A 23,607-nucleotide genomic window follows, 5' to 3' on the forward strand; every position below is an offset into this window, starting at 1 on the left:
GGGCGCCTCGTGATCCTCAGACATTGAAGCGAATCTCCATCACATCGCCGTCGGCCACCGAGTAGTCGCGGCCTTCGGTGCGCATCACGCCCAGCTCTTTGGCCTTGGTCCAGCCCCCGGCATCTAGCAGCTCCTGCCAGCCGATCACGTCGGCTCGGATGAACCCCCGCTGGAAGTCGGTGTGGATCCGCCCGGCGGCCTCTGGAGCAGTGGCCCCGAGGCGGTAGGTCCAGGCCCGGGTCTCCTTGTCGCCGGTGGTGAAGAAGGTCCGCAGGCCCAGCAGGTCGTAGGCCGCATGGGTGAACCGGCCCAAAGCCCCCTCGCCCAGGCCCAGGCCTTCGAGCATCTCGACCCGTTCTTCGGCGGGAAGCTGGGCCGCTTCGGCTTCGAGCTGCACGCACACCGCCATGGCTATGGCCCGGCCGCCCAGCTCGGCGGCCACCGGCTCGATCACCGAATCGGCGGCGTCAAGCTGGCCCTCGCCGATGTTGACCACCGCCAGCACCGGACGGTTGGTGAGCAGGAAGCTCGCCCACAAGTCGGTTCGCTGTTCGGCGGTCAGGTCGCTGCGGTACAGCGGGACGCCCTCGCCCAGCACGTGGGCGGCGGCTTCCAGAGCGGCCACCTCTCCGGCCAGCGACCGGTCTTGAACGGCGGACTTGCGCCGCTTCACCAGCCGGTTCTCCACCGACTCCAAGTCGGCCAGCGTCAGCTCGATCTCCAACACCCTGAGGTGCTCCAGAGGATCGGTCGGGCCGGGCACGTCCGGGTCGACGAAGGCCCGGAGGACATACACCACCGCGTCCACCTCCCGGATGCCGGCCAAAAAGCGGTTGCCCAGCCCTTCTCCCCGGCTGGCCCCCTCCACCAGCCCCCCGATGTCGGTGAACTGCACGCTGGCCGGGGTCACTTTGGGGGAGCCGCTCAGCTCGGCGATAGCGTCAAGACGGGGGTCGACCACTTTGGCCACGCCAACGTTGGAGTCGGTGGTAGCGAAGGCGTAGGGGGCAGCCAGTACGTCCGATCCGATCAGGGCGTTGTAGAGGGAGGACTTGCCGGAGTTGGGCAGTCCGACGAAACCGAAGCGCTCCACGGGTCGTTCACGCTACTTGGAGTCGGTAGTCTTTCTAGAGACGCGGAGGTTTGAATGTCGAAGCGCACCCAAAAACGCAAGGCCAGAGCACGGCGCAAGAAGGCCAATCATGGGCGGAAGCCCAATGCCGGGCGCAACAGCTGAGCCTCACCCTCATTCTTCTTCCATTCCCGCGGGAATACTGGTCTACGACGGCGACTGCGGGTTCTGCACGGCTACCGCCCGTTGGGCGGAGCGCCGGCTGAGCGACAACTATCGGGTGGTCCCCTCTCAGCAAGTTGATCTGGACGCCCTTGACCTCACCGAAGAGGACGTAGCCCGCTCAGCTTGGTGGATCGACCCCAACGGCACCCGCTGGGACGACCATCGCAGCATCGCCGGTGCACTCGGGGCGATGGGCGGCTTTTGGCCCGCAGTGGGCCGGCTCATGACAGTGGGACCGGTCAATCCGCTGGCCCGCGGCGTGTACCGCCTGGTGGCCAACAACCGCTCCCGCATCCGCTGGCCGGGGGCTACAAAATGCGATCGTCGGTGAGATGGCCGTCTCGGGCCGCGACGTTTTCGAGCTGAGGGGCTGAATCTCGCTCGTAAACCTGGGCGGCGGGGCCGCTGCGGTAGTTGAGGAAGCGATAGCCCACGGGGCCGGCGGTGATGCGGTAGCGGACATTGGCGGGGATGCACAAGATGGCCCCCGGTTCAGCCTCTAGTGATCCCAGAGAAATACTGCCGTCGAGCAGGTAGATGATCTCGTCTTGCGAGTGGTGGTGGGCAGGACCCTGACGGGGGGTGTCCCGCTCCACCCGAAGCAGGGTCAGCGGGGTGGACTCCCAGGTGGAGTCGGAGAACCAGGTGGCGTGGGTTCCGGCCGGATCACCGCTGAATCCCCAGCCGCGGGGTCCGAACACATTCACGCCGTGTCCGTACACCCCCACTGGATCGGTCGAACCGAACCGGACGAGCTGGCCTCTTCCAACCGAGGTCAGCGCGGCGCGGGCCCCCTGCTCCACAATCACCGCTCCCCCGGTCGGGCAGCAGGCCGACCGCCGGCCGTCAGGCCCAAATTCGGTCACGTCAGCTTCGCCGGCGACCACATACACTGCCTCGTCGCCGTCAGCCGGTGCCCAGGTCAATCCACCGCCGGACTCGAGGTCGAGAACTTCGATCCACAAGCTGTAGCCGTCGGGGCTGAACCGGCGCGAGGTTCCGCCGGCAGTCGACTCGGCGGCCACCTCGGCCAGCGGCGTCAAGCTCAGCTTGGCCATGCAACCCGGGATCTACGCTGAGACCGCGGCAACTTCTTCGACCTGGAAGTCCTCGTATTCCTCGCCGGTGTCCACCCAGTCTTCGAACTCGATGACGTGGATCTCCTCGAACCGGCGTCGCAGCCAGCCGTCGCCCGCATCCAGCAAGCCCAGCTTTTTGCAGTTGGGCACGATCTTGGAGAACAGGATGTTCTGGAACGGCTTCTGGTCGGCGGGTAGCGACAGGAAGTTCTCCACCATGGGCCGCACCGGTACGCCCATGCGCTCCCACACCTCTTGGGACAGGAACCGGTCGCGCATCCGCACCGCGGCCTCAAAGGCGAACTCCTGGCGCTCGCGCAGCTCGGAGGTGGTGAGCTCGCTGTAGAACTCCTGGAGGCTGAGCACGCCGAAGGCCACATGGCGGGCCTCGTCGGCCATCACATAGCGCAGGAGTTTTTTGAGCAGGGGCTCGGGGGTGAGCTGGTACATGAAGCCGAAGGCGGCCAGGGCCAGGCCCTCCACCATGATCTGCATGCCCAGGTAGGTCATGTCCCAGCGGCTGTCGTTGATGATGTCGTCGAGCAGCAGCTTGAGATGGACGTTGATGGGATAGGAGTCGCCCAGCTTCTCGTCGAGGTACTTGCCGAACACCTCCACGTGACGGGCCTCGTCCACCACCTGGGTGGCGGCGTAGTACTTGGCGTCGATCCACGGGACGGTCTCGACGATCTTGGCCGTGCACAGCAGGGCGCCTTGCTCGCCGTGGAGGAACTGGCTCATGCGCCACTTGAAGGTCTCCAGGGAGAACTCCCGCCACTCGGCCTCTCCCCAGTTGGCGGTGGGCAGATCGGGTCTGTCCTCGCGCTCAAACTCACCACGGCTCCCGGACTCTGTGAAGATGTTGAACGCTTCGTAGGGATCCACCTCGATGGACCAGTCCAAGTCGGTCTGGGCGTTCCACTGCGACGTCTTGGCCTTCTCGTAGAGGCGCTCCAACTTGGGCCGGGCCCCCTTGGCGTAATCCCAGGTGAACAGGGCGTCGCTGTTGTCTTGAACGGCGTGGATTATCGAGGTGACGTCGCTGTTCGTCCTTGAGATGTCGATGATGGTGTCGATGTCGTTAACGTCGGCGCGTCCGATGATCTCCTCATCGGTGCGAGTGGGCGGGGCCATGCATCTCTCCTCTGCCGCCGTTGGCTAGGCCAATGAGCTGAATGATACCGCCGATGGTCAAAAAAGAGACTTCGCGGCGCTCGCTCACTCCAGGCTGTTCAAGCCCTCGATGACCACACCGGCGGCCGCACCGCCGTCCACCGGCAAGTCGGCGCCGGTGATGTGCGACGACTCGTCAGAGGCCAGAAACAGCGCGGCGGCGGCGATGCATTCCAGGGGGACCTCGCCGGGGATGCCCCTATTGGCCGAGTAGGCCGCGGTCTCATCCATGAACGACATCATCTGGTCGAACCACTGGGAGTACATGGCCGGATTGCCGCCCGCGGGGCACACGTTGTTGACCCGGATGCCCGACCGGCCCAACTCCAAGGCCGCGCAGCGCATCAGCCCCCCGAGGCCGAACTTGCTGGCCCCGTACGCGGATATACCGTTCATGCCGATGAGCCCGTCGATGGAGCTGATATTGACGATCGAACCGCCCCCGGAAGCTCGCATCGGCCCGACCACCGCCCGCATGCCCAAGAACGGCCCCACCAGATTCACGTCCAGCACCTGGCGGTAGGCCTCGGCCGAGGTGCGCTCGATGGGCCCCATGTGCAAGATGGCGGCGTTGTTGACCAGCACGTCCACCTGCTCCATGCCGCTCACCACCTCGTCCCAGTGGGCCTCGTTGGTCACGTCGAGCTTGACGATTCCATCCCCGTCGGCGATGTCGGTGGCCACTACGGAGGCCCCTTCATCCCGGAACATCTGAGCGATGACCGACCCGGTACCTCGGGCTGCTCCGGTAACGATGGCTGTCTTTCCTTCAAGTCTCGACATGGCCCCAGCGTAGACACTCTTAGGTGCCCGAAACCCACCGATCCAGCACGGCAGATGTCACCGCGCTGGGGTAGCCTCCCTATTCCTACCGACCGGCATCTGAAGGAGGGGCTGTGACGCGGAAGAGGATCCTGCTATTTCTTGCTGCATTGTTGTCTTTGGCCATTGTGGCCGCGGGCTGTGGCAATGACGACGATGACGAAGCTGAAGCACCTGCGGCTGCATTGCTGGCCTTGGACCAGGAATGCGAGTCGTGGGGAGGCCTGGAGGCCCCCGACGGCTTCCGTGTGAACATGGTGACCGACATCGGCAAGGTGGACGACGGCACCTTCAACCAGTTCGCCTATGAGGGCATGACCGCCGCTGCCGAGTGCTTCGGCATCGAGGACACCAGCGTGATCGAGACCGCGTCGGAAGCCGACTACGACGCCAACCTGAATACCTCGGCCAGCCAGAATCCCAACGTGCTCATCACGGTGGGCTTCCTGCTCGCTACTGACACCCTGGCCGCCGCTGAGGAAAACCCGAATATCAACTACATCGGCATCGACCAATGGCAACCCGAGTATCCCGCCAACTACGTGGGCGTGCTGTTCAACGAGCACGAGGGCGGCTTCATCGCCGGAGCTCTGGCCGCCTCCATGAGCGAGTCGGGCGTGATCGGTGTGGTGGCCGGACGAGAGGACGTGCCCCCGGTTGTGAAGTTCGTCAACGGCTACGAGGCCGGTGCCAAGTACATCAACCCCGACATCCAGGTTCTGTCGGTGTACAACGAGAGCTTCACCGACCCGGCAAAGGGCGCGTCCGACGCCCAGCAGTTCATCGGCGACGGCGCCGACGTGATCTTCGGCGCTGGTGGTCCCACCGGCTCGGGCGGGGTCAAGGCCGCCGCTGAGGCCGAGGTCTGGGGCATCGGCGTGGACCAGGACGAGTACTACACCACCTTCAACGGCGGCTCGGCACCCGGTTCGGAGTACCTCATCAGCTCGGCCATCAAGCGGGTGGACCTCTCGGTGTTCCGCAACATTGCCGCGGCCATTGAGGGCACCTTCGCCGGTGGCGTATTCGTGCTGACCGCAGAGAACCTGGGCATCACCTACGCCCCATTCCACGATGCCGCGGTGAGCTCAGAGGCCGCCGCCAATGTGGAACGGGTGCGGGCCGGTTTAGCCGACGGCAGCATCACCACCGGGGTATGCGGCATCGACGGCCTGTTCATCGGCGAAGGCTCACTCTGCGACTAACCGATCCTGCGATCGACAATTGACGATCCACATTTGAAAGGCGGCGGCTGAGCGAACTTCGGCCGCCGCCTTTCGCGTGCCGCTTCGGTTGTATGGCGTAGCCTGGGCTGCGCATGGCTCAGGCAAACGGGGGCGGGGCACGTCCGGTGCTGGAGGTTGAGGGAATCACCAAGGCCTTCCCAGGGGTAGTGGCCAACGACGACGTGAGCCTCACCCTCAACCAGGGCGAGATCCACTGCCTGCTGGGAGAGAACGGCGCGGGCAAGAGCACCCTGGTGAACATGGTGTTCGGGCTGTACCGACCCGACCAGGGCACCATCAAGGTGCGGGGCGAAGAGGTGCATTTCGAAGACTCAGGCGATGCCATCGCCCGGGGCATCGGCATGGTCCACCAGCACTTCCAGCTCATACCGGTGTTCACGGTGGCCGAGAACATCATCTTGGGCAACGAGGTCACCAAAGGGGCGTTCCTCGATCTGGACTCAGCCCGCCGCCAGATCGACAGCCTGGCTGAGCGCTACGGGCTGGCCGTGGATCCGGACGCCACCGTGGGCGAGCTGTCGGTGGGGGAACAGCAGCGAGTGGAGCTGGTCAAGGCGCTCTTCCGCGATGCCGACATCTTGATTCTCGACGAGCCCACCGCGGTGCTGACCCCCGGCGAGGTGGACGACTTCTTCGGGGTGGTGGAGAGCCTCACCGGCCAGGGCAAGTCGATCATCTTCATCACCCACAAGCTCCGCGAGGTGCTGGCGGTGGCCGACCGCATCACCGTGCTGCGGGCTGGCCGGGTGGTGGGAACCGCCGCCGCCGAAGGCGCCACCCAGCAGTCTCTGGCCAACTTGATGGTGGGCCGAGACGTGGTCTTCCGAGTCGACAAGGCCGAAGCTGATCCGGGGGCACCAGTGCTGCGGACCCAAGGTCTGCGGGTTGCCGACGACCGGGGAGTGGAAACGGTCAGCGGCTTCGACGTGGAGGTGCGAGCCGGTGAGATTTTCGGAATCGCCGGCGTGGAGGGCAACGGCCAGCGGGAACTGGTCGAGGCCATCTGCGGGATGCGCCCGGCCGCCGGGGGGCGGGTGGAGATGCTCGGTCAGGAAACCACCGACTGGAATCCCCGTAAGATCAACGAACTGGGCGTCGCCCACGTGCCCGAGAACCGCAGCAAGCACGGAGTGGTGGCCCAGTACACCATTGCCGACAACCTGGTGCTCAACCGCTACCACCATCGCAAGTTCTCCCAGCGAGGGGTGCGCAACACCGCGGCCATCAACGCCGAAGCCCAAGAGCTGGTCGAGCAATTCGACGTTCGCACCCCCGGGGTCGATGCCATCATCGACACGCTGTCGGGCGGCAACCAGCAAAAGGTGATCGTGGCCCGGGAGCTGACCGGCGATCTCAAGGCCCTGGTGGTGGCCCAGCCCACCCGAGGCCTCGACGTGGGCTCCATCGAGTTCATCCACCGCAAGATCATCGAGCTGCGCGACCGGGGAGTGGCGGTGCTTTTGGTGTCGGCCGAGTTGGACGAGATCTTGTCGCTGTCCGACCGGATCGGCGTGCTCTATCGGGGCCGACTGGCCGGAACGGTGGACGCCACCGACGCCACCCGGGAAGAGCTCGGCCTCCTCATGGCCACCGGCTCATCTGGAGGCCAGTCGTGAACGGCGCCCGAAACGCCAACGCCGGCATCGGGCGGGTAGCCAGCCAAGTCCACCGCGTGCTTACCGAGGTGTGGCGGTTGCAGCCGCTGTACGTGTCGCTCTACGCCATCTTGTTGTCGTTCGTGGTCGGCGGGGTACTGATCTCCATCATCGGGGTGAACCCCTTCACCGCCTATTGGGCACTGTTGCGGGGCATGGTGGGCGGGGGCGATGAGATCGCGGGGTCGCTGGCCCGGTCGGTGCCGTTCATCGGATCGGCGCTGGCCTTGGCCTTCGCCTTCCGAGCCGGGCTGTTCAATATCGGCGCCGAGGGTCAGCTTTTGGCCGGGGGCGTCACCGCGGCCTATGTGGGGGCGCTGTCGTGGATGTCCGACCTGCCCGGCATCGTGGCCATCCCGCTCATCCTCATCGCCGGAACCATGGGCGGTGCCATCTGGGGCGGGATTCCCGGTGTGCTGCGAACCAAGACCGGCGCCCACGAGGTGATCAGTACGATCATGCTCAACTCCTTGGTGTTATTCGGGGTCCGCTGGATGGTGAACTCCCGCGACCCGGTAGTACTGCGGGACACCGAGAGCACCGTTCCCCGCACCGATCCCATCTCCGACACTGCGGTGTTACCCGAACTGGTGGACAGCCAGCCCGTTCTCCACGTCGGGCTGTTCGCCCTGGTGGGGATCTGTTTCGTGGTGGCCTTCGTACTCAAGCGCACCACGTTCGGGTTCGAGGTGGGCACCGTGGGATTGAACCCCCACGCATCCCACTACGCGGGCATCAACGTAAACCGGGTGATCGTGGCCTCGATGGCCGCGTCCGGGGCCTTCGCCGGCCTGGCCGCCGCCTCGGAGATCTCGGGCACCAACGGATTCTTCCAGCCGGGCACCTTCTTCCTGATGGGCTTCGACGGCATAGCCATCGCTCTTTTGGCCCGCACCAACCCGGTAGCCATCATCGCCGCCGCCCTGCTGTGGGGGTCGATGCTGTCAGGGGCGCCGCTGATGCAGCAGGAGGCCGACGTGTCCATCGACGTGGTGCGGATCATCCAAGCCATGGTGCTGTTGTTCGTGGCCGCTGACGCCATCGTCCGCTACCTGTTCCGGGTGCGCGAACTCGACCAGAGCCCGTTCAAGGCCACCTCCATTGAGGGGGCGGTGTGACCACTGTGGAGCACGCCGCGGGCGCGACCAGAGCCTCAGGGCGGGTTGGCTTGGATCGCCAGTCGATCACCGGACTGGTGTTCGGGTTGCTGGGCATCGCGCTGCTCGCCGGGGTGGCCCCGGCCATCAGCGGCACCAGTCGGCGATTCAACTTCGAGCCGCCACCCAACCCGGCGGGAATCGGGTTCCATCCCCCAACGTGGGTGATCGCCATCGGCGTGCTGTTCCTACTCACCGCCGTGCTGGGATTCGCCCCGCCCGACGCCCGACGGTGGGCCAGCCCGGCCCGGCTTCTGAGTGCGCTGGCGGTGATTCCACTGCTGCTGGTGCTCAGCCTGGCCCTGTCCGACAACCCCAGCACCAACATCGTCAACTTGTTCAACGAGTCGCTGGTGCTGGCCACCCCGCTGGCCTTGGGAGCAACCACCGGCTTGTGGTGCGAGCGCTCGGGCATCATCAACATCGGTATCGAGGGCACCATGCTGGCCGGCGCGGGCATCGGCTACATGACCTACGCCACCATCGGAGATGCCCAGTCCACCGGGTGGCTGTGGTTCTCTATTCTCATCTCGGTGCTGGCCGGCGGGCTGGTGGCCGCCCTCCTCGCCGTGCTGTCAATCCGCTTCGGGGTGAACCAGATCGTGGGCGGCGTGGTGATCAACCTGTTCGCCCTAGGGCTCACCGGGTTCCTGCGCTCAGAGGTGATCGTCAAAACCGGCATCACCACCGGGGTGGGCACCTCCGAGTTTGGCTTGCCCCTGCTGTCGGAAATCCCGGTGATCGGCGACCAGCTATTCCGGGGCAAGCCCATCTACTGGATGATGTATTTGGTGGTGATCGGCACCTGGTTGGTTATGTTCCGCACACCGTGGGGGCTGCGGGTGCGATCATGCGGGGAGAACCCCCACGCAGCCGAGACGCTGGGGGTGAACGTGGTGCGGATCCGCTATCAGTCGGTGATCTTGGGCGGGCTCATCGCCGGTCTGGCCGGAGCCTGGTTCTCCATGGAGTCGCAGACCCGCTTCGAAGACAACATGACCAACGCTGCGGGGTTCATCGCCCTGGCCGCCCTGATCTTCGGGAAGTGGACCCCCTGGGGAGCCTTCGGCGGGGCGCTGCTGTTCGGCTTCTCCCGGGCGCTGGGCACCCGACTCCAGTTCTTGGGGGTGGAAGTGAGCGGATTCGAGATTCCCAGTGAGTTCCTCCAGGCCCTCCCGTTCATTGTCACGCTGGTGGTGGTAGCCGGGGCGGTGGGCCGGTCGATACCCCCGGCGGCCGCAGGCCAGCCCTTCCAGCGAAGTAAGTAGTAGTAATGAGGCCAAATGGGTGCTGAGCAGGCGATTCCGTGGAGCGAGCTGTGGGCTGCCGCCCATAAAGCCTCCGCGGGTGCCTACGCCCCGTATTCGAACCTGTCGGTGGGTGCGGCCGGGCTGACCGACGATGGCCGGGTGGTGACCGGTTGCAACGTGGAGAACGCCTCCTTTGGGCTCACCCTGTGCGCCGAATGCGGCTTGGTGGGCGACCTACACCGCACCGGAGGCGGACGGCTGGTGGCGGTGGCGGTGACCGACGGCGACGGGAACCCGCTCACCCCCTGCGGACGGTGTCGCCAACTGCTCTACGAGGCCGGCGGCGCCAGTTGCCTGGTGAACGAGACCCACACCGTGGGCGACCTGCTGCCCGGCGCGTTCGGCCCCGACGACCTGCCGTGAACGCAGTCGATCTCATCGTCGCCAAGCGGGATGGCGGCGAGCTGAGCGACGAGCAGATCAACTGGTTCATCGAAGGGGTCACCACGGGGACCATTCCGGCTGAACAGGCCGCCGCCCTGCTCATGGCCATCGTGTGGCGGGGCCTCACCGCCCGAGAGCTAGCCACCTGGACCGCAGCCATGATCAACAGCGGCCAACGGTTGGACTTGTCGAGCCTGCAACGCCCCACGGTCGACAAGCACTCAACCGGCGGGGTGGGCGACAAGGTGTCGCTGGTGCTGTGCCCTCTGGTGGCGGCCTGCGGCGCGGCGGTGCCCCAGCTTTCCGGGCGGGGCCTGGGTCACACCGGCGGCACCCTCGACAAGATGGAGGCCATCAGCGGCTGGCGGGCCGCCCTGAGCGATGACGAGTTCTTGGCCCAACTCCAAGACGTGGGCGCGGTGATCGCCGCAGCCACTGCCGATCTGGCCCCCGCCGACCGAGTGCTCTACGCCCTGCGGGACGTAACCGGCACAGTGGCATCAATCCCGCTGATCGCCAGCTCGATCATGTCCAAGAAAATCGCCGAAGGCACTTCCGGGCTGGTGCTGGATGTGAAGTTCGGCTCCGGGGCCTTCCTGCCCGACCCGGCCGACGGCGAAGAGCTGGCCCGCACCATGGTCGGGCTCGGCCACGCCCACGGGGTGAACACCGTGGCGCTGCTCACCGACATGGACCAGCCCCTGGGCTTAGCCGCCGGCAACGCTCTCGAGGTGGCCGAGGCGGTGGAAACCCTGGCCGGGGGCGGCCCCGCCGACTTGGTGGAAGTGACCCTGGCCCTCGCCCAAGAAATGGTCGAGTTGGCCGGCCTGGAGGCTGAGCCCACCGAGGTACTGGCCTCCGGTCAGGCCATGGACGCGTGGCGGGCCATGGTGGCCGCCCAAGGCGGCGACCCCGCCGCTCCCCTACCCACCGCCCCGGTGGTAGACCACTGGACCGCACCAGCCGACGGCGTGATCAACCGCATCGACGCACTGGCCGTCGGAGTAGCCGCCTGGCGGCTGGGCGCCGGCCGAGCCCGCAAGGAAGACGACGTGTCAGCCTCGGCCGGGGTGCTCCTCCGCCGAGTCCAAGGCCACCAAGTAACCGCCGGTGAGGTAATAGCCGAACTCCACACCGACGACCCCTCCCTCCTGCCCGCCGCCCACGAGGCCCTGAGTTCAGCCTTGACCCTCGCCGACACTGCTCCAAAGCCTCGCCGCCTAATCGCCGACCGGATTGCGTAGCCTTTAGCTAGTGATACATCCGACAATCGATGAAGTAAGGGCCGCTCCCAAGGTGTTGTTGCATGACCACTTGGACGGGGGGTTGCGGCCGCAGACTGTGGTGGAGTTGGCGGCAGAGACCGGCTACGACAACCTCCCCACCACCGATGCCGGTGAGTTGGCCCGGTGGATGGTGAGAGGGGCCAGCCGGTTGGACCTCACCTTGTATTTGGAGACCTTTGCCCACACCGTGGGGGTCATGCAGACCCGCGACGCCCTAGAGCGGGTGGCGGCTGAGTGTGCCGAAGACCTCGACGACGACGGGGTGGTCTACGCCGAGGTGAGGTTCGCTCCCGAGCTGCACACCGAGGGCGGGCTCAGACTGGACGAGGTGGTTGAGGCGGTGGTGGCCGGTTTTGAAGCAGGCAGCGCCAACCGGAACATCCGCATCGGCACGCTTCTCACCGCCATGCGCACCGCAGCCCGCTCCCTGGAGATCGCGCAACTAGCCGTGCGCCACCGCGACAAGGGCGTCGTCGGATTCGACATTGCCGGGGCCGAGGCCGGCAACCCGCCCACCCGTCACCTGGATGCCTTTCACCTGATCCAGCGGGAGAACTTCCACTTCACCATCCACGCCGGGGAGGCCTACGGGCCGCCATCCATCTGGGAGGCCGTGCAGTACTGCGGTACCGAGCGCTTGGGCCACGGGGTCCGCATTGTGGACGACATCGAATTCACCGCTGATGGCACCCCCAAGCTGGGCCGGCTGGCCGCTTTCGTGCGTGACCGGCGCATCCCGCTGGAACTGTGCCCCACGTCCAACGTCCACACCGGGGCGGCGCCGTCCATCGCCGAGCACCCCATCAAAGTGCTGAGCGACCTGCGGTTCCGGGTGACGGTCAATACCGACAACCGCCTCATGAGCGCCACCTCCATGACCCAAGAGGTGATGCAGCTAGTGGACGAGTTCGGTTTCGGGTGGGCCGACATCCAGTGGCTCACCATCAACGCCATGAAGAGCGCCTTCATCCCCTTCGATGAGCGCCTGGAGATCATCAACAAGGTGGTCAAGCCGGCCTACGGATCCCTGGCACTGTGACCGCAGTCCCTATCGACACTGTCGGCCTCGACGCCGACGACACCTTGTGGCACAACGAGTCGATCTTCGCCGACTACGAGCAGCGGATGGCCGATCTGGTGGCCCGCCACCTGCCCGATGTGGACTTCCACGAGCGGCTCATCGAACTAGAACGGCACAACGTGGCCATCTTCGGCTACGGGATAAAAGGGTTCGTGCTGTCGATGATCGAGACTGCGATCGAGGCCACCGAAGGACAGATCACCGCGGAGGAGATCCACACCATTGTGGGCTGGGCCAAGGAGATGCACGCTCACCCGGTGGAACTGCTCGACGGGGTGGCTGACACCATCGAAGAATTGGAGCACCGCTATCGCCTGGTGCTCATCACCAAGGGCGATCTGTGGAACCAGGAAACCAAGATCGCCGCCTCCGGGCTGGCCGATCACTTCGACGCAGTGGAGATCGTGGCCGAGAAGGACCAGTCCACCTACACCCGGCTGCTCGACCGCCACGAGATCGACATCGGCCGATTCGTGATGGTGGGCAACTCGGTGCGCTCCGACATCGAGCCCGTGGTCGCCCTCGGCGGCCGAGGCGTCCACATCCCCTACCACCTCACCTGGGACCTGGAGCACGCCACCATCTCCCCCCACGACAGCTGGGTGGAACTCTCCGACATCCGCCAACTCCCCTCCTGGCTGGCCGACCAGTAACCCGTATGACTTCTCATACGAGCTATCTCTTACTGAACAAGAATGCAGACTGCCGATCTAGCTATGTTCTCAATGAAATTGAATGGCAGCTAGACATTCGAAATGCGAAAAACACCTAAGGCAGTTAGACATGATGCGACCTTCCACCACGATCGGATTGACGCTCCTCGGCGCTACTACCGTTGCCCCTCCAGGACTTCCCGATGAGTTGGCTGAAGACTGGTCATTCGATTCTGCCCAGCTACGTCGTAACGTCGAGCGAGCAGACCAAAACGAAGCAAAGCAATGACCCCAGCCGAGCGGGCTGAATCCGAACTGATCGGACTGCACGGAGAGTTAGGCGCTGCGATCGCTGCTGCTGGTAGTGCCTCTAGGCCAGCCGAGCGGGCTGTCGCCGAACCATACGTCGATGGATTAGCCACCGCTATTGCATCTGCGGCTGCCACAGTGCTCGGCCACGCTGGTGCCTGCGCTGCTCTCTCTGCATGCGACAGCACACATTTCGCTGTCCTTGATACAGCCATTGACATTGCAATCGAGTGCCTCGCCGACGCTGGTTTGGCCGACAGTCAAACGAATGATCTTGCCTATGAGGCATGTGACAGCGCTGGAGACGCTCTCGACTCGGCCTGCGACCTCGTTAGGGACTCCTCACCAGAGGATCCTCAGGATGCCCTTACATATGGCGCAACATTTGGGAAGGAGCTTGCATCAGCCTATAAGGCTGACTCCCTGGAACCTGTCAACTCGGCCCTAGACGAGCGAACGATGGGGAAGCTAGCTGACCATCTAGCCGGGCTGCGTCGCATTCTTCTCGGGGGCGGCATTGTGGCCGCCCCGCACCTATGCGACAACCCTGACGACGCAGCCGCTCTAACCAAGAGCTGCGGCCTGGATGAGCAAGCCGCAGCTCACTTGGGCAGAGCAATCGCCGACCTGGGTGCCGGACTGGCCTCAGCCAACTCGACCTAAGCCAATTGCCTCAGGGGTGACTTCTACGCACCTCTTTCAGTAGCGAAAATGATCCACCGTGCAGACGTCGGGGATCTAGCCCAGGTCATATTGCGGACCAATAGCACTCGCCGCACTAGACAACAAATGGTCTCTCGCCCCAGGCCAGTCGGTACTGAGGTGGCCAACACCCCGCGGAAAGGAACACCGCCACCGCCTCGCACTCACAACAAAGGGCGACCTGTGGAATCAGGACACCCAGATCTTATCCTCGGGGCGGAACGATCACTTCCACATGGTGGAGCCCGCGGGAAAGAAAAGCCGGCCCACCGACACCCGAGAGTTCCAACGCCGCGACATTGGCCGCATCCAGGTGCCGGGCAACTCGGCGTGCTCCGATATCGAACCACTTGTCGACATAGGCGGCCAGAACGTCCCAATCCCCTACCACCTCGCCTGGGACCTAGACCCTCCCCACAGCAGATAGGTAGACCTATCCAACATCGGCCACATCCCTTCCTCGCTGGGCGCCAAGCAACGGTTGCAGGAGCCCACCATCACCCATACTGTCACTGCTTCATGCCATCATGTGCCAGGCAAATCACATACGAGGAACATCAGAGGGGAGGCTCGCCATGACAGGCGCCCATGCCACGTGGCAACCCACCGACATTAAGCCTCACACCCCGCGCACCTCTCTTGACCGAAATCACATTGCTCAGCTTGATCACTCCTACAGGCTAGAGGAGGTCGCCAAGGTCGTCGGCATGTCGGCACTATTTGTACGTAAAACCACAGGTCAAAAGGAATTCCTCACACCGCAACACGTCCTACATCTCCTAGATCTTGATGCATTCAAAGAAACTATCGTTCCCCGTTCCAAGGTCATTTCCTACTTGACTACTACACACAACGCTGTACAAGAACGCAATTTCATTCCAAACCCCCCTAACTATGATCTACGACTCGGTAATGCCTTGGACCTGATAGGTACCATTCCCACGTCAACTGTTCAATGTGCCATAACGTCAACTCCTTATTGGGGTACACGCATCTACGAGGATCCTCAAGCGACACCATGGGCAGATGGCGAAATATGCCCTTATGGACTTGAGCAAACTCCAGAGGGTTTCATTCGACATACCACCGAAGTCATGGATTCCCTTGCCCAAGTAATCACCGACGACGGTTCTATCTGGTGGAACGTCATGGACAGTTTCAATACGCGTACTCAAATCCGAAATTCAGCTGCTGAAGCCCTCCGAGCAATGGAAGGAAAAGATGATAGGAAATGGGAGGAACACTTCCTGCGACGTTATTCTGCCGGACATTCCTATTTGAAGGACGGTGAGCAATGTCTTATCCCAGCTCTAATCGCAGAAAGAGCGAGCCAGATAGGGTTATACGTCAAGTCTATTATCACATGGGCTAAGCGAAGTACCCTCCCCGAACCCCATAATTCACGTGTGAGTCGAGGTTTAGAGTACGTGATTCACATCACAAAGACGCGAACACCTAAATTCGACAAAAGGATCTATCTCACAGCCGACAAACAATACGGTGGCCGAGATGAATCATATGAAGCAGAAAAACTCTCCGATGTCTGGGTATTGAATACTTCTACTGGAGGCAACGGGCATGGTGCTCAATTCCCTACTGCATTGCCTGGACGTTGTATAGCCCTTTCCACAGAACCAGGAGACCTAGTTCTTGATCCTTTCGTAGGTTCCGGAAACTCCGGGCTTGCTGCCCTACATCATGGTTGCAGCTTCCTGGGTTTTGACATCTCGCAAACATACCTTTCCATAGCAAAAGACCGGTTAGAGACCGCAACTAGGTACCTTAACTATTAGCTCCCTCAAAATGACCCCGCGACAGAAATTCAGCTAGGACTTCAACGAGCATTGAAGCTGGTGCTGAACCTAAAACCACGGATGTATCTTCGTACATTTCGTCAGCAATGCTCATCGAAGTGACTATTTCTTCAGGTCCAATGACAAACGCCCACACCTCTCCGGCTAAGCCATTCCGAGCATCCAATGCATAGCTTGACACCTGATGAAATCCATCTCGCCCAACGTAAGGAGGTCTATTACTCCATTTGCATTCCAAAATCAATGCACGATCATTTGATGAGACCAATAGAATATCGTAGCTCAGCGCCTTATCAGAGTATTCAATTCCCTGGACAGCTGACTCGTAGGCAGAGTGATCGAGATCATAAAATGATCTCATATGCCGTGATTCAAACCACAAGTCCCACTCTGTACCATCCTGGTGAATCGCCCGGATCAGAGGAGATGAGTCGCCATCAGCGAAAACTGACTTCCACACTACCCTAAACCCACACTGCCTCAATGCTCCAATCAAATAGCCAAAGACAGAAATATGAAATAATACATGCCTTAATTCAATATCAGGTTCAAGAAGTTCATAGGCAAGAAATTCTGGGTCGCGTTTAGCACGAATAATTGTCTGAGCACTTTCGGCGATACTATGCCAGGGATATCCCGATGAAGTCAAAGCGTGGAGTTCAAATCTGTCAGGCTCAACAATCTCAAATTCAGTTAAGTGTTCTTCAACAATATTCTTAAGGATTTTTATCTGGTTCTCCAAGCGATCCACAATTACTGGACTCATTTGCTTTACTTCAGAGCATATGACATCTATTTCCTTGGATAGCCACGCCATGACAGACACTGCAATGCCCCCATAGCTTATATCGCGTGATCGAATAACATAACTTCTTGGCGGCCAGCCAAATCGACGCGATGTGTGAACCCAATTGGTGTTCCCTTGCAGCCTATTGCTAATACGACCTTTAGAAATTGTCGTGATGGGCAAGATTTCTTCCCATTGACGCATAGTCGTTGGCCAACTTAGAATATGGTGTTCAAGCTTCTCCAGCAAGATGCGATACGATCTCCTAATGATGTCATCAGGTTGCCATTCATACTCCAAATTATCATCTAGAACAGAACTCAATAGATCGATCAAAGCTCCGTCGCTAATCCAACTCCGTTCTATTTCCTTGAGCCCATCTCTTGGGACTGCTAGTTCTTCTTCCTGCATACTTCTATCGCTATAGAATTATCTCTCGTTGAGACAAAATCCAACCCCACTGAGTATCGTCAAAAATATTGTCGTCAGCAATGACCCTAGTTTTCAGAGATTCAATAGTGTGAGAGTCATAGGATGCAAGATATTTGCCAGCATTCATTATGTATGCCTCAGCCAAGATTTGCTCAGTGTCTTCATCATCAAGTTCATCGGCATCCATTGTATCGAGATATCTCGCCATTCTCAGGAATACGGCTGGACCCAGTACGGAACGTTGGTCTTCTAGGTGGGCCGAATATAGACCGCTAATCTTCGATGCTAAATGATCGTTTATGTTGGTAAACGATGAGTTTAGAAGTTCTTCGAATTGCCCGCTCGTTACTGCTGGAACAGGTATGATCACAAATCGGCGTGATAACGCCATCCCGAACCGAAATACTCTTAGAGCATCTTGGGGGTTATATGTCCCAAACATCCTCCAAAACATTCCTGTTCCGTATTGGACCGGCTCGTTGTCTTGCGAAGTTTCTACTGCGTTATGTGGTGTATCTGTCCACCCCAAAACGATTGATTTGCCATCGAAGGGACGCGTTTTTCCTATTTCAACATCTTGTTCTGATAGCCAAGTTAGCAACGGACCCATGATTCTATCCATGTCAGCCCTATTTGTTTCATCAAGGACCAGCCACTTGTCTTCTGCAATTGCACTTAGTAAAACCCCCGGAGACCATACCAGTTCCCCTCCTGAATTCGGCGTATATCCTCCCACCAGTTCAAATGTTGACCAACTTTCGTCTGGTGTACTCCACATGAGAGAAGGACTAAAGTCTGAGTCAAATCCAAATTCTTCAGGCTTTGCCCTAACTTCCTCAACGATCCACTTGATTAGGGTGCTCTTTCCAGTTCCTGGAGGGCCCACTAAAATGATGAAAGGAAAATTTCTAACTGCATGCTTCAACATTCTTTCGGTACGAGTGTCTATTGCAACGTCTACGACAGGGGACCGCCTTCTTTTTTCGGCTGGCGGCAACGCATCCCTTCTAACGTGGTGTTCAGTTGGAGCTAGGGCCGACGGAAGCCTATCTACGTTCCACTCTTCATCGGCAACAAGCGGATGGGGGTCATAGTCGTCTCGTGTTATTGTGGCCAGTTCTTCTTCACTTAACCCTAGTTGAGTTCTCAACTCATTTCGCGCTTCACCCCAGCTACTTGTTGCGTTGAAATCGTAGTTTCTTAATATCAAACAAACTAGAGATGTCCATCTAGGAAATATTTGTTCTCTGTTTCCTATAGTCTGCCCCACTATGGCTGCTGCATTTGCTTCCAAACCGTATCGTATGTCTCTTTCACCTCTCTCTCCTCCTATTTTGTAGATAGATGCTGCTAGTTTAGTGCCACCTCTAGTCGTATTGTTCCACACAGTTCTTCTTCCTGAATCCCTTGCGCTAAGCCACTTATATCTGAACGGATACAGTCTTCCCAAGGTATAGGATCCGCCAAGGACGAAAATGCTATCCACGGCTTCGTTTACGTCTGCTAAGGAAATTGCTACTTCATTCCCGTTTGATTCATTTTTTCTTGCATTGAGCCACTTGGATACCAGAAAGCTCTCGTAGAGAGAAGCATGCTGGGTGCTGTAATTGAGATCTTGAAAGTCTTGCAACGCAGCAAGCATCGCATTCTGACTAATTTTCATCGTTAGATCCTGTCATTGAATTTCGATTCACGAGGGATTGTCCCTTTTCCGAATGTTGATAGCGCAAGCTACCCCCTTTCCACGGGGCTTTGCTGCTGACCCTCGTCCATTCATTTCATGTCCCTCTTATGAAGGCGGTCGGTGCTGGGGTCGAAGGTGGGGAGTTGGTGTTGGACGGCACCTTGATGGGCGGCCAACTCGTCGTAGACCATGGCCTCTACCTCTTCCCAGGAGGTGGCCCGGGGCGGTTCTAAGTCCCGGTTGTAGGGCTGATCGAACACGATCACGGTGCGGCCCTCGGCCCGCAAAGCCTCGACATTGTGGGGGGCGTCTTCGATGTAGACGTGAGCATCCACCGCCGATTTCCCGCCCACGAAACACAGGTCTCGGTAGGGGATCTTGGCCTTGTCGAGCCACTCAGCCGTGTCACCCGCGGCGATGGCGTGGTCCCAGTTGGTGTAGAGCCGGTGGGTGATGATGCGGATCCACACCCCGGCCTCCGACAACCGCCACAGCGCCTTGGACGCGCCGGGCATGGCCGGCATGTCGGCCAGCATCCGATGCTCTGCCACCGCCCGGCGGTGGTAGGCCTCGAAGTCGCCTTCTTCGAATCCCCATTCCTGGAAGCCCCACCCGCATTCCAGAGTCAGCGACTCCTCGGGCACGCCCTTCTCTTGGGCCACGATCTTGCGGAAGGCCAAGGTGTGCTGGGCGCATACCCCGTCGAGGTCGACGCCGAATACAAACGGTCCCCCGCTCATCGACCCTTGGGGTGCCAGACGGTCTTGGTCTCGCAGAAGGCGTCGATGAGGTAGGGGCTTTGGGCGGCCTCGGCAGTCCATTGCCGCTCGGCGGTTGATGCGCTCACCACCCGGGTGATGGTGGCCGCCGCCTGTCGGGCGGCCTCGGCGGCCAATTCAGCATCGCAGCCGGTGAGGTCCAGCGAATCGACCGCCACATGTCCGGCCAACGGCGGAACGAGCTCGTCTCGATGGCCGGTAAGGATGTTGACCACCCCGGACGGCACATCGCTCAGCGCCAGGGTCTCGGCCAGGGTGACGGCCGCCAGCGGGCAGCGCTCCGAGGCCAGCACCACTGCGGTGTTGCCCGACACGATCACCGGGGCCAGCCGGGATACCAGTGGCAGAAGGGGCGGTTCGGCGGGGGCCACAATCCCCACCACGCCGGTGGGCTCGGGCACGCTGAGGTTGAAATAGGGGCCGGCCACCGGGTTGGCCCCGCCCAGCACGGTGGCGAACTTGTCGGCCCAGCCGGCGTACCACACCCAGCGATCGATGGCCGCGGCGGTCTCGTCGGCCGCAGCCGCCTCGATATACCCGTCACCCGCCCGAAGCACCTCGGCGCTGAACTCGTCTCGGCGGGATTCCATCACCTCAGCCACCCGATACAGGATCTGGCCCCGGTTGTAGGCCGTGCGCCCGGCCCAGCCTCCTTGAGCCGACCGGGCCGCCGCCACTGCCTCCCTTACGTCTTTGCGCGACCCCTGAACCGCGTTGGCCAACAACTGGCCCTCAGCACCGATCACCGGGTACGACCGGCCCGACTCAGAGCGCTCGAACGCCCCGCCGATGAACTGCTTATAGGTCTTGTTGACCACCAGTCGGCTGCTCATGCCACGAGCTCCACGTAGGGCAGGAGACCGGCCCGGCCGCCTTCGCGGCCGTAGCCGCTCTCCCGGTAGCCACCGAAGGGGCTAGCCGGGTCGAACCGGTTGAAGGTGTTGGCCCACACCACACCGGCCTGCATTCGATCGGCCATCCACAGGATGCGCGACCCCTTCTCCGTCCAGATGCCGGCCGAAAGCCCGTAGGGGGTGTTGTTGGCCTTGGCCACCGCCTCCTCCGCGGTGCGAAAGGTGAGCACCGACAGCACCGGCCCGAAAATCTCCTCTTGGGCGATGCGGTGGGCGGTGGACACATTGGTGAACAGCGCCGGGGCGTGGAAGAAGCCGCGCTCGGGCAGCACGCACTCCGGCGTGTACAGCTCGGCGCCCTCGGCCACGCCCGAGGCCACCAGCTCTTGGATGCGGTCGAGTTGAGCTTGGGAGTTGATGGCCCCGATGTCGGTGTTCTTGTCCAGGGGATCGCCCACCCGCAGGGTGTCCATGCGCCGCTGGAGCTTGCCGATAACAGTGTCGGCCACCGTCTCTTGCACCAGCAGGCGCGATCCGGCGCAGCACACTTGGCCGCCGTTGAAGTAGATGCCGTTGACGATGCCCTCGGTCACCTGGTCGAGGGCGGCGTCGTCGAACACGATGTTGGCCGCCTTGCCCCCCAGCTCCAGGGTGAGGCGCTTGTCGGTGCCGGCCGCCTGGGCGGCGATGGCCCGGCCCACGTCGGTCGATCCGGTGAACGCCACTTTGTCCACGCCGGGGTGAGCCACCAGCGCCGCTCCGGTGGCGTCGTCACCGGTGACGATGTTCACCACACCGGGGGGCAGTTCGGCGTCGCGCAACACGTCGGCCAACAACAGCGCGGTCAGCGGGGTGGTGGGCGCCGGCTTGAGCACGGCAGTGTTGCCGCAGGCCAGCGCGGGGGCCAGCTTCCAGGCAGCCATCAACAAGGGGAAGTTCCACGGGATGACTTGGGCGGCCACCCCCAACGGGGCCGCCCGGCGACCACTGAAGGCGTAGTCGAGCTTGTCGGCCCACCCGGCGTAATGGAAGAAGTGGGCCGCGGCCAGGGGGATGTCGAGATCGCGCGACTCCCGGATCGGCTTGCCCCCGTCCATCGTCTCCAGCACGGCGAACTCCCGGGCCCGCTCCTGGAGCAGCCGGGCCACCCGGTACAGATACTTGGCCCGCTCAGCGCCGGGCAGATCGCGCCAACCGCCCTCCCAGGCGGTGCGGGCCGCAGCCACCGCCCGGTCCACATCGCCGGCATCGGCCACACTGACCTCGGCCAGCGCCTCGCCAGTGGCGGGATTCACGGTGGGTACCAACTGCCCAGCCGCGGGTTCCACCATCTCGCCCCCCACAAATAGTCCGTACTGCGAGGCCAAGCGCACCGGCGCGACCGATTCGGGGGCAGGCGCGTACTCCAGGTCGAAATCACCCACGGGCGCCACCTCGTGTCCGGGAGACGAGCGATCAGTCAACGCTGAAATCCTCCCGCCGCTGGTAGCGGCCGTCGCGCAGCTTGGCCCGCTGCATCAGCACGTCGTTGAGCAGGCTGGACGCTCCCAGCCGGAACCGCTCCGGGGTCAACCATCCCTGACCCAGCGTTTCGCCCACGATCACCAGGTAGTGCCAGGCCTGCTTGGCGGTGCGAATGCCCCCGGCCAGCTTCAATCCCACGGCCTTGCCCGTCTGCTCGGCCATGTCCCGGATGGCCTCGGCCATACACAGGGCGGTGGGCGGGGTGGCCGAGGTGCCGATCTTGCCCGTCGAGGTCTTGATGAAATCGGCTCCAGCCACCATGGCCAGCATCGACGCCCGCCTGATCTGGTCGTAGGAGCCAAGTTCTCCTGTCTCCAAGATCACCTTGAGGTGGGCCGACCCGCAGGCTTGCTTGGCCGCGGCAATCTCGTCGTAAGCCTTCTGATACTGCCCGGATAGAAACGCCGAGCGATTCAATACGATGTCCACCTCGTCGGCCCCGGCGGCCACCGCCCAGGCAATCTCGGCCAGCCGAACCTCCAATGGTGCCAAGCCTGCGGGGAATCCCCCGGCCACGCTGGCCACCGCCACCGAGCTGTCGGCCAGCGCCTCGACAGCCACCGGCACAAGCTCGGGGTAGACGCACACCGCGGCCACCGGCGGCACTGTCCAGTCGGCGGCGTCAGGGTGGCGGGCTCGGGCACACAGCGCCTGGACTCGCTCAGGGGTGTCGGCGCCCTCCAGCGTGGTGAGGTCCATCACCCGGATGGCCAAGTCGAGCGCCGCCGCCTTCGACGAGGTTTTGATCGACCGAGTACACAGCGCGGCGGCCCGCTGCTCCAGCCCCACCGCGTCTACCGGGGTGATGCGCACCCCGGCCACGGCATCGGCAGGCCCTGGCGGGGTCTCCACTGCCAACAGATCGGTCACTCGCCCAAGGATAGGGGTGGCAGGCGACAGTGAGGCATTTGGCAAAAGCCCGCTACGGTGGGGCCGTGGACGTAACGGTCGTTGATCACCCCCTCGTTCAGGCCCGCTTGACCGCATTGCGCCGAGTCGATACTCCTTCACCGGAGTTCCGACGGGCATTGGGAGAACTGAGCGGGCTGTTGATCTACGAAGCCTTGCGAGATCTTCCCGCCACCGCCATCAGCGTTGACACGCCGCTGGCCCGAACCTCCGGTATGCGTATCGACAATCCCCCGTTGCTCGTGCCGGTACTGCGGGCCGGTCTGGGAATGCTGGACGTCGCTCGCGAGCTGTTGCCGGAGGCCGCCGTCGGGTTTCTGGGCGTGCGCCGCAACGAGGAAACGTTTCAGCCCGAGCCCTATCTCAACACCGTGCCCGACAATCTCGGCGGTCAGGCCGTGCTGGTTTTGGAGCCAATGCTGGCCACTGGCGGGTCGCTGGCCTACGTCTGTGGGCGCATGGCTGCCGCCGGGGCCGGGCAGATCACCGCCGTGTGTGTGCTGGCTGCCCCCGAAGGAGTGAAGGCACTGGAGGCCGCTGCTCCTGGCGTGCGGCTGTTCGTTGCCGCGGTCGATGAAGGCCTCAACGAGCGGGCCTACATCGTGCCCGGATTAGGAGACGCGGGCGACCGTCAGTTCGGGGAACTCTGAACTGCTCCGGCTGGCGAAG

The 23,607-nt window shown here is 62.2% G+C and carries 24 protein-coding genes; 14 read left to right on the forward strand and 10 right to left on the reverse strand.

Translation table 11 applies throughout. From position 1 onward, the window contains the following. Positions 1-16: 16 nt before the first annotated feature. Positions 17-1,093, reverse strand: a complete 1,077-nt coding sequence (gene ychF, locus ACOGJC_RS06040; RefSeq protein WP_419847611.1) for a redox-regulated ATPase YchF — start codon at positions 1,091-1,093, stop codon at positions 17-19. Positions 1,094-1,147: 54 nt separating this feature from the next. On the opposite strand from ychF, the gene ACOGJC_RS06045 reads away from it, so the two are divergent. After that, positions 1,148-1,237, forward strand: coding sequence for a 50S ribosomal protein bL37 (locus tag ACOGJC_RS06045; RefSeq protein ID WP_419847612.1), 90 nt, complete (start codon positions 1,148-1,150; stop codon positions 1,235-1,237). Further along, a complete protein-coding gene (locus ACOGJC_RS06050; RefSeq protein WP_419847613.1) occupies positions 1,218-1,628 on the forward strand; it encodes a thiol-disulfide oxidoreductase DCC family protein in 411 nt (136 codons plus the stop codon). The genes ACOGJC_RS06045 and ACOGJC_RS06050 overlap by 20 nt, the downstream gene beginning before the upstream one ends. Here the strand turns inward: ACOGJC_RS06050 and ACOGJC_RS06055 are convergent. The 3 genes from ACOGJC_RS06055 to ACOGJC_RS06065 all read right to left on the reverse strand — a co-directional run bounded on the left by ACOGJC_RS06055 (position 1,606) and on the right by ACOGJC_RS06065 (position 4,332). Continuing rightward, positions 1,606-2,355: a hypothetical protein gene (locus tag ACOGJC_RS06055; RefSeq protein WP_419847614.1), complete on the reverse strand. Its 750-nt coding sequence runs from the start codon at positions 2,353-2,355 to the stop codon at positions 1,606-1,608. The two genes, ACOGJC_RS06050 and ACOGJC_RS06055, sit on opposite strands and share 23 nt — an antisense overlap. Before the next feature lie 12 nt (positions 2,356-2,367). Then, on the reverse strand, positions 2,368-3,510 hold the full coding sequence (locus ACOGJC_RS06060; protein ID WP_419847615.1) for a ferritin-like domain-containing protein: 1,143 nt from the start codon (positions 3,508-3,510) through the stop codon (positions 2,368-2,370). Between the two features lie 84 nt (positions 3,511-3,594). Then, entirely contained in the window at positions 3,595-4,332 is a 738-nt protein-coding gene (locus tag ACOGJC_RS06065; RefSeq protein ID WP_419847616.1) for an SDR family NAD(P)-dependent oxidoreductase, read from the reverse strand. 113 nt (positions 4,333-4,445) lie between these two features. Between ACOGJC_RS06065 and ACOGJC_RS06070 the strand changes: the two genes are divergently transcribed. The 11 genes from ACOGJC_RS06070 (at position 4,446) to ACOGJC_RS06120 (ending at position 15,948) form a co-directional block, all read left to right on the forward strand. Then, positions 4,446-5,576 (forward strand): BMP family lipoprotein, encoded by a 1,131-nt coding sequence (locus ACOGJC_RS06070; RefSeq protein ID WP_419847617.1) that lies wholly within the window; start codon positions 4,446-4,448, stop codon positions 5,574-5,576. A gap of 113 nt (positions 5,577-5,689) precedes the next feature. Continuing rightward, positions 5,690-7,234, forward strand: a complete 1,545-nt coding sequence (locus tag ACOGJC_RS06075) for an ABC transporter ATP-binding protein (protein WP_419847618.1) — start codon at positions 5,690-5,692, stop codon at positions 7,232-7,234. Further along, positions 7,231-8,391, forward strand: coding sequence for an ABC transporter permease (locus ACOGJC_RS06080; protein ID WP_419847619.1), 1,161 nt, complete (start codon positions 7,231-7,233; stop codon positions 8,389-8,391). The genes ACOGJC_RS06075 and ACOGJC_RS06080 overlap by 4 nt, the downstream gene beginning before the upstream one ends. Continuing rightward, on the forward strand, positions 8,388-9,698 hold the full coding sequence (locus ACOGJC_RS06085) for an ABC transporter permease (RefSeq protein ID WP_419847620.1): 1,311 nt from the start codon (positions 8,388-8,390) through the stop codon (positions 9,696-9,698). The genes ACOGJC_RS06080 and ACOGJC_RS06085 overlap by 4 nt, the downstream gene beginning before the upstream one ends. A 15-nt stretch (positions 9,699-9,713) precedes the next feature. Further along, the gene (locus ACOGJC_RS06090) at positions 9,714-10,103 is read left to right on the forward strand and encodes a cytidine deaminase (protein WP_419847621.1); all 390 of its coding nucleotides are present in this window, start codon (positions 9,714-9,716) and stop codon (positions 10,101-10,103) included. Continuing rightward, on the forward strand, positions 10,100-11,368 hold the full coding sequence (locus ACOGJC_RS06095) for a thymidine phosphorylase (protein WP_419847622.1): 1,269 nt from the start codon (positions 10,100-10,102) through the stop codon (positions 11,366-11,368). The genes ACOGJC_RS06090 and ACOGJC_RS06095 overlap by 4 nt, the downstream gene beginning before the upstream one ends. A 10-nt stretch (positions 11,369-11,378) precedes the next feature. Further along, positions 11,379-12,449: an adenosine deaminase gene (locus tag ACOGJC_RS06100; RefSeq protein ID WP_419847623.1), complete on the forward strand. Its 1,071-nt coding sequence runs from the start codon at positions 11,379-11,381 to the stop codon at positions 12,447-12,449. Then, entirely contained in the window at positions 12,446-13,144 is a 699-nt protein-coding gene (locus ACOGJC_RS06105; RefSeq protein ID WP_419847624.1) for an HAD family hydrolase, read from the forward strand. The genes ACOGJC_RS06100 and ACOGJC_RS06105 overlap by 4 nt, the downstream gene beginning before the upstream one ends. A 768-nt stretch (positions 13,145-13,912) precedes the next feature. Further along, positions 13,913-14,116, forward strand: a complete 204-nt coding sequence (locus ACOGJC_RS06110) for a hypothetical protein (RefSeq protein WP_419847625.1) — start codon at positions 13,913-13,915, stop codon at positions 14,114-14,116. 274 nt (positions 14,117-14,390) lie between these two features. Further along, positions 14,391-14,582 (forward strand): hypothetical protein, encoded by a 192-nt coding sequence (locus ACOGJC_RS06115; RefSeq protein ID WP_419847626.1) that lies wholly within the window; start codon positions 14,391-14,393, stop codon positions 14,580-14,582. A gap of 148 nt (positions 14,583-14,730) precedes the next feature. Then, complete coding sequence (locus ACOGJC_RS06120) at positions 14,731-15,948, forward strand: DNA-methyltransferase (RefSeq protein ID WP_419847627.1); 1,218 nt, start codon at positions 14,731-14,733, stop codon at positions 15,946-15,948. Here ACOGJC_RS06120 and ACOGJC_RS06125 read toward each other — a convergent pair. The 6 genes from ACOGJC_RS06125 to deoC all read right to left on the reverse strand — a co-directional run bounded on the left by ACOGJC_RS06125 (position 15,938) and on the right by deoC (position 22,887). Next, positions 15,938-17,167, reverse strand: a complete 1,230-nt coding sequence (locus ACOGJC_RS06125; RefSeq protein ID WP_419847628.1) for a hypothetical protein — start codon at positions 17,165-17,167, stop codon at positions 15,938-15,940. The genes ACOGJC_RS06120 and ACOGJC_RS06125 overlap by 11 nt on opposite strands. Positions 17,168-17,177: 10 nt before the next feature. Then, positions 17,178-18,851: an AAA family ATPase gene (locus ACOGJC_RS06130; protein WP_419847629.1), complete on the reverse strand. Its 1,674-nt coding sequence runs from the start codon at positions 18,849-18,851 to the stop codon at positions 17,178-17,180. Between the two features lie 110 nt (positions 18,852-18,961). Beyond that, the gene (locus ACOGJC_RS06135; protein WP_419847630.1) at positions 18,962-19,612 is read right to left on the reverse strand and encodes a 5' nucleotidase, NT5C type; all 651 of its coding nucleotides are present in this window, start codon (positions 19,610-19,612) and stop codon (positions 18,962-18,964) included. After that, positions 19,609-20,484, reverse strand: coding sequence for an aldehyde dehydrogenase family protein (locus ACOGJC_RS06140; RefSeq protein ID WP_419847631.1), 876 nt, complete (start codon positions 20,482-20,484; stop codon positions 19,609-19,611). Before ACOGJC_RS06140 ends, ACOGJC_RS06135 begins: the two co-directional genes overlap by 4 nt. Beyond that, on the reverse strand, positions 20,481-21,929 hold the full coding sequence (locus tag ACOGJC_RS06145; RefSeq protein ID WP_419847632.1) for an aldehyde dehydrogenase family protein: 1,449 nt from the start codon (positions 21,927-21,929) through the stop codon (positions 20,481-20,483). Before ACOGJC_RS06145 ends, ACOGJC_RS06140 begins: the two co-directional genes overlap by 4 nt. A 31-nt stretch (positions 21,930-21,960) precedes the next feature. Next, a complete protein-coding gene (deoC, locus tag ACOGJC_RS06150) occupies positions 21,961-22,887 on the reverse strand; it encodes a deoxyribose-phosphate aldolase (protein ID WP_419848202.1) in 927 nt (308 codons plus the stop codon). Positions 22,888-22,964: 77 nt separating this feature from the next. Between deoC and upp the strand changes: the two genes are divergently transcribed. After that, positions 22,965-23,588, forward strand: a complete 624-nt coding sequence (upp, locus tag ACOGJC_RS06155; RefSeq protein ID WP_419847633.1) for a uracil phosphoribosyltransferase — start codon at positions 22,965-22,967, stop codon at positions 23,586-23,588. The last annotated feature ends 19 nt before the right edge of the window (positions 23,589-23,607 follow it).

This window comes from Candidatus Poriferisocius sp., from assembly GCF_965204015.1.
Classification (GTDB): Bacteria; Actinomycetota; Acidimicrobiia; order Acidimicrobiales; family Bin134; genus Poriferisocius.

What these genes read in the sequence shown, in the direction of transcription:
- ACOGJC_RS06045 (WP_419847612.1), top strand. Translation starts at nt 1,148, where the DNA reads ATGTCGAAGCGCACCCAAAAACGCAAGGCCAGAGCACGGCGCAAGAAG.
- ACOGJC_RS06050 (WP_419847613.1), top strand. Translation starts at nt 1,218, where the DNA reads ATGCCGGGCGCAACAGCTGAGCCTCACCCTCATTCTTCTTCCATTCCC.
- ACOGJC_RS06055 (WP_419847614.1), bottom strand. Translation starts at nt 2,355, where the DNA reads ATGGCCAAGCTGAGCTTGACGCCGCTGGCCGAGGTGGCCGCCGAGTCG.
- ACOGJC_RS06060 (WP_419847615.1), bottom strand. Translation starts at nt 3,510, where the DNA reads ATGGCCCCGCCCACTCGCACCGATGAGGAGATCATCGGACGCGCCGAC.
- ACOGJC_RS06065 (WP_419847616.1), bottom strand. Translation starts at nt 4,332, where the DNA reads ATGTCGAGACTTGAAGGAAAGACAGCCATCGTTACCGGAGCAGCCCGA.
- ACOGJC_RS06075 (WP_419847618.1), top strand. Translation starts at nt 5,690, where the DNA reads ATGGCTCAGGCAAACGGGGGCGGGGCACGTCCGGTGCTGGAGGTTGAG.
- ACOGJC_RS06090 (WP_419847621.1), top strand. Translation starts at nt 9,714, where the DNA reads ATGGGTGCTGAGCAGGCGATTCCGTGGAGCGAGCTGTGGGCTGCCGCC.
- ACOGJC_RS06110 (WP_419847625.1), top strand. Translation starts at nt 13,913, where the DNA reads ATGGGGAAGCTAGCTGACCATCTAGCCGGGCTGCGTCGCATTCTTCTC.
- ACOGJC_RS06115 (WP_419847626.1), top strand. Translation starts at nt 14,391, where the DNA reads ATGGTGGAGCCCGCGGGAAAGAAAAGCCGGCCCACCGACACCCGAGAG.
- ACOGJC_RS06120 (WP_419847627.1), top strand. Translation starts at nt 14,731, where the DNA reads ATGACAGGCGCCCATGCCACGTGGCAACCCACCGACATTAAGCCTCAC.
- ACOGJC_RS06125 (WP_419847628.1), bottom strand. Translation starts at nt 17,167, where the DNA reads ATGCAGGAAGAAGAACTAGCAGTCCCAAGAGATGGGCTCAAGGAAATA.
- ACOGJC_RS06130 (WP_419847629.1), bottom strand. Translation starts at nt 18,851, where the DNA reads ATGAAAATTAGTCAGAATGCGATGCTTGCTGCGTTGCAAGACTTTCAA.
- ACOGJC_RS06135 (WP_419847630.1), bottom strand. Translation starts at nt 19,612, where the DNA reads ATGAGCGGGGGACCGTTTGTATTCGGCGTCGACCTCGACGGGGTATGC.
- ACOGJC_RS06140 (WP_419847631.1), bottom strand. Translation starts at nt 20,484, where the DNA reads ATGAGCAGCCGACTGGTGGTCAACAAGACCTATAAGCAGTTCATCGGC.